The sequence below is a fragment of the Zavarzinia sp. genome, assembly GCF_049306435.1.
GTDB lineage: Bacteria > Pseudomonadota > Alphaproteobacteria > Zavarziniales > Zavarziniaceae > Zavarzinia.
Map to the genome: position 1 here is coordinate 1 of NZ_JBAQRT010000167.1, position 3,412 is coordinate 3,412.

General features: G+C 61.3%; 2 protein-coding genes and 1 pseudogene. 1 reads left to right on the top strand and 2 read right to left on the bottom strand.

The window, feature by feature from the left end; genetic code table 11:
- The coding region (locus tag WAZ62_RS09215; protein WP_422643231.1) for a hypothetical protein at positions 1 to 566 on the bottom strand (566 nt) is incomplete at its 3' end.
- Between the two features lie 144 nt (positions 567 to 710).
- Between WAZ62_RS09215 and WAZ62_RS09220 the strand changes: the two genes are divergently transcribed.
- Complete coding sequence (locus WAZ62_RS09220; protein ID WP_422643232.1) at positions 711 to 2,516, top strand: PHA/PHB synthase family protein; 1,806 nt, start codon at positions 711 to 713, stop codon at positions 2,514 to 2,516.
- Between the two features lie 659 nt (positions 2,517 to 3,175).
- Here WAZ62_RS09220 and WAZ62_RS09225 read toward each other — a convergent pair.
- Positions 3,176 to 3,412, bottom strand: a pseudogene (locus tag WAZ62_RS09225) (hypothetical protein); the annotation flags it as partial.

Sequence of the window (3,412 nt, forward strand, 5' to 3'; positions counted from 1 at the left end):
GTATTGGCGGCCGGACGGCTGGAATAGGACGCCGCTTCCGGCACCGATGGCAGCGGCGGCGGCACCTGGCCGCCATCGGCCCGGCGCTGATAACTGCCAAAAGCGGTGATACCCTTGGCCTCGGCGGCCTGGCGGCGTTCGTCGTTCGGATCGCGGATTTCGCTGGCGGCGACCGGCGGCAGGCTGCGCGGCGACGGCGCCGCGGCTTCCTCGCCACCCCGCAGGGCCTGGCTGGTGTAATGGGCATTCTGGCGGTCGCCCGCCAGGCTGTTGGTGATCGAGATCCGCTCCTGCGCCGTGGTCGAGGGCTTGGGCCGCGACGGCACCGCCGACAGGGAAGGGAAACTTTCCTCGATGGTCGCGGGCCGGCGCACCGCGTCGGCATCGCCCGTCGTTTCGGGGGTATCGCCGCCCGGCGTCCGCGAATCGGTCGAGGACTGGGCAAGCCCCGGCGTGCCGACGGCCAGCACGGCGCCCAGCGCGGCCGAGGCGACACTGACCGCCACGACGATGGACGGCACCAGACGAGCCGTCACTTCCCCGCCCCGCAAGACCCTAGCGACCATGGATTGAACCCCAAACCGACCCGGCCCGCGCGGGCCGCATAAAATTTAGACAGACGTCGACTTTAACGCATAACGCAGACCAATTATACTCCCCCGCACGAGGAAGCCCACGCCCGTCAGTCTCCCAACAATAAGGAATGGTTCATGGCCGATCAACACGGCAAAGACCAGCAACCGATCCCGGATCCCGCCGCCTTTGCCCGCAATATGGTTGAAGTGGCCAAACGCTGCCGGAAGCTCGTCGCGGAATTCATGGAACGCCAGGACATCGTCCGCAAGAACGTGAATGTCGACCCGCAGAACCTCGTTGCCGCCTACCTCGAGATGACGGCCAAGATCATTTCGAATCCCTCCTACATGCTCGATGCTCAGGTCAAGCTGTGGAAGGACTACGCCCAGCTGATGCAGAGTGCGACAAAACGCCTGCTCGGGGAAAAGCCGTCGCCGGTGATCTCGCCGTCAAAAAGCGACAAGCGTTTCAAGGACCGGAGCTGGGAAGAGAATCAGGCCTTCGACTTCATCAAGCAGTCCTACCTGCTGGCCGCCCGCTGGATCCAGAACACGGTCCATGACGTCGAGGGGCTGGACCCCAAGACGAAGAAGAAGGTCGAGTTCTATACCCGCCAGTTCGTCGACGCGATCGCGCCCTCCAACTTCGTTCTGACCAATCCCGAAGTGCTGCGCGTCACGATCGAGAGCAATGGCGAGAATCTGGTGCGCGGCCTCGACCACGTGCTCGAGGATCTCGAGCGCGGCAAGGGCCGCCTCGCCATCCGCATGACCGATCCCAATGCCTTCGAGGTCGGGCGCAACATCGCGGTCACCCCGGGCAAGGTGATCTTCCGCAACGATCTGATGGAGCTGCTGCAGTTCGAGCCGTCGACCGAGAAGGTCTTCAAGCGGCCGCTGCTGATCGTGCCGCCCTGGATCAACAAATATTACATCCTCGACCTGAAGCCGCAGAATTCCTTCATCAAATGGGCGGTCGACAACGGCTTCACGGTCTTTGTCGTTTCGTGGGTAAACCCGGATTCGAAGCTCGCCCAGATCGGCTTCGAGGGTTACATGAACCAGGGCGTGCTGGCCGCGCTCGATGCCATCGAACAGGCGACGGGCGAGCATCAGGTCAATGCCATCGGCTATTGCATCGGCGGCACGCTGACCGCCGGCACCCTCGCCTATCTGCAGACCATCGGCGACAAGCGCATCGCCGCCTGCACCTTCTTCGCCGCCCAGGTCGATTTCTCGGAAGCCGGCGAATTGTCGGTCTTCATCGACGAGGATCAGCTCGAATTCATCGCCGACCGCATGTCGGAAAAGGGCTACCTCGAAGGTGGCGACATGGCGCAAACCTTCAACATGCTGCGCGCGAACGACCTGATCTGGTCCTTCGTCGTCAACAACTACCTGCTCGGCCGCGATCCCTTCCCCTTCGATCTCCTGTTCTGGAACCAGGACGCGACGCGGATGCCGATCGCCATGCACATGTTCTACCTGCGCGAATGCTACCAGAAGAACCTTCTGTCGCAGCCGGGCGGGATCACCCTGAACAATGTGCCGATCTTCCTGAACAAGGTGAAGGTGCCGCTCTATTTCGTCGCCAGCCGGGAAGATCACATCGCCCCGGCGCGCTCGGTGTTCCGGGGCGCCCGCACCTTCAAGGCGCCGGTCCGCCTCGTGCTCGCGGGCTCGGGCCATATCGCCGGCATCATCAATCCGCCAGAAGCGAAGAAATACCAGCACTGGACCAACGACGACCTGGCCGGCGCCGCTTCCTTCGAGGACTGGCTGTCCAAGGCGACCGAACATCCGGGCAGCTGGTGGCCGGACTGGAAAGAATGGATGTCCAAGAAATCGGGCGCCATGGTCCCCGCCCGCGTCCCTGGCGACGGCAAGCTGCGCGTGCTGGGCGATGCTCCCGGGACTTATGTGAAGATCAAGTCCGAATAGCGGATGCTTCTTGGGAGGGGCAAGAACGCCCCTCCCAAGAAGGCGGATTTTATTTTAAATGCAGAATTTCGAGAAGTCAGCGCAGCCCCACGAAGTCAGCGGCGCATTTCAACGCGACGAACAAATATCTATTTTATTCTGGTTGTGGTGGAGATCTCTCGGCCCCTGGATCCGGGGGATCGTATTTTTTTCAATTTTTTCCAGCTTCTTCTTTTTTCTACGCGGATTATTTTATCCATCCACTTTTTTTGACCTACCCATAGGCTTCAATTTCATTTTTCTTGTTTTACTTGGCTTTTATGCGCGATGGTCTCTCAGGCGCAACTTCAGAAATCAATTCGATCAATTTTATGGAGAAAATTCGTCCGTCCACTATTCGTGGGATGACGAGTTCTTCAAATTCGCCGCAAGTAAAGGCGAAAATTCCATATTATGACGCCAGGCATTCGGTTGGGCGCTGGGCGACAAGGCTTTGCTTATCTACATCACCAAATTCCAGCCGATCATTTGTCCGCTGCGACTATTCACCCCGGAACAACGGGATGATCTGCTGCTTCAGCTCAAGCGGCACGACATCCCCGAGCGCTTCAAACGCAAACGCGGGAAATGACCCCTCGTCGGGGACGGGTTATCCCCGCCCCCGATCGCGGCTCCGGACTTCAGTTCACCGAGACGTCGCCGCTGCCCTGATCCGGCGTGCCGTCGTCGCCGCCGCCGTCGGTGCCCGAGACGGCGCCCTTGTCGTCGCCCGCCTCGGTTTCGCTGCCACCACGGTCATCGCCCGCTTCGGCACCGGCACCGTGATCGTCGCCCGCTTCGGCTTCGCCGGCGCCGCAATGGTCGTCGCCCGCATCGTGGCCGGCACCGTCGTCGCCGCCGCGCCCACGGGCTTCGCC

Coding starts and splice junctions, on each gene's coding strand:
- WAZ62_RS09220 (WP_422643232.1), top strand. CDS start 711: ATGGCCGATCAACACGGCAAAGACCAGCAACCGATCCCGGATCCCGCC.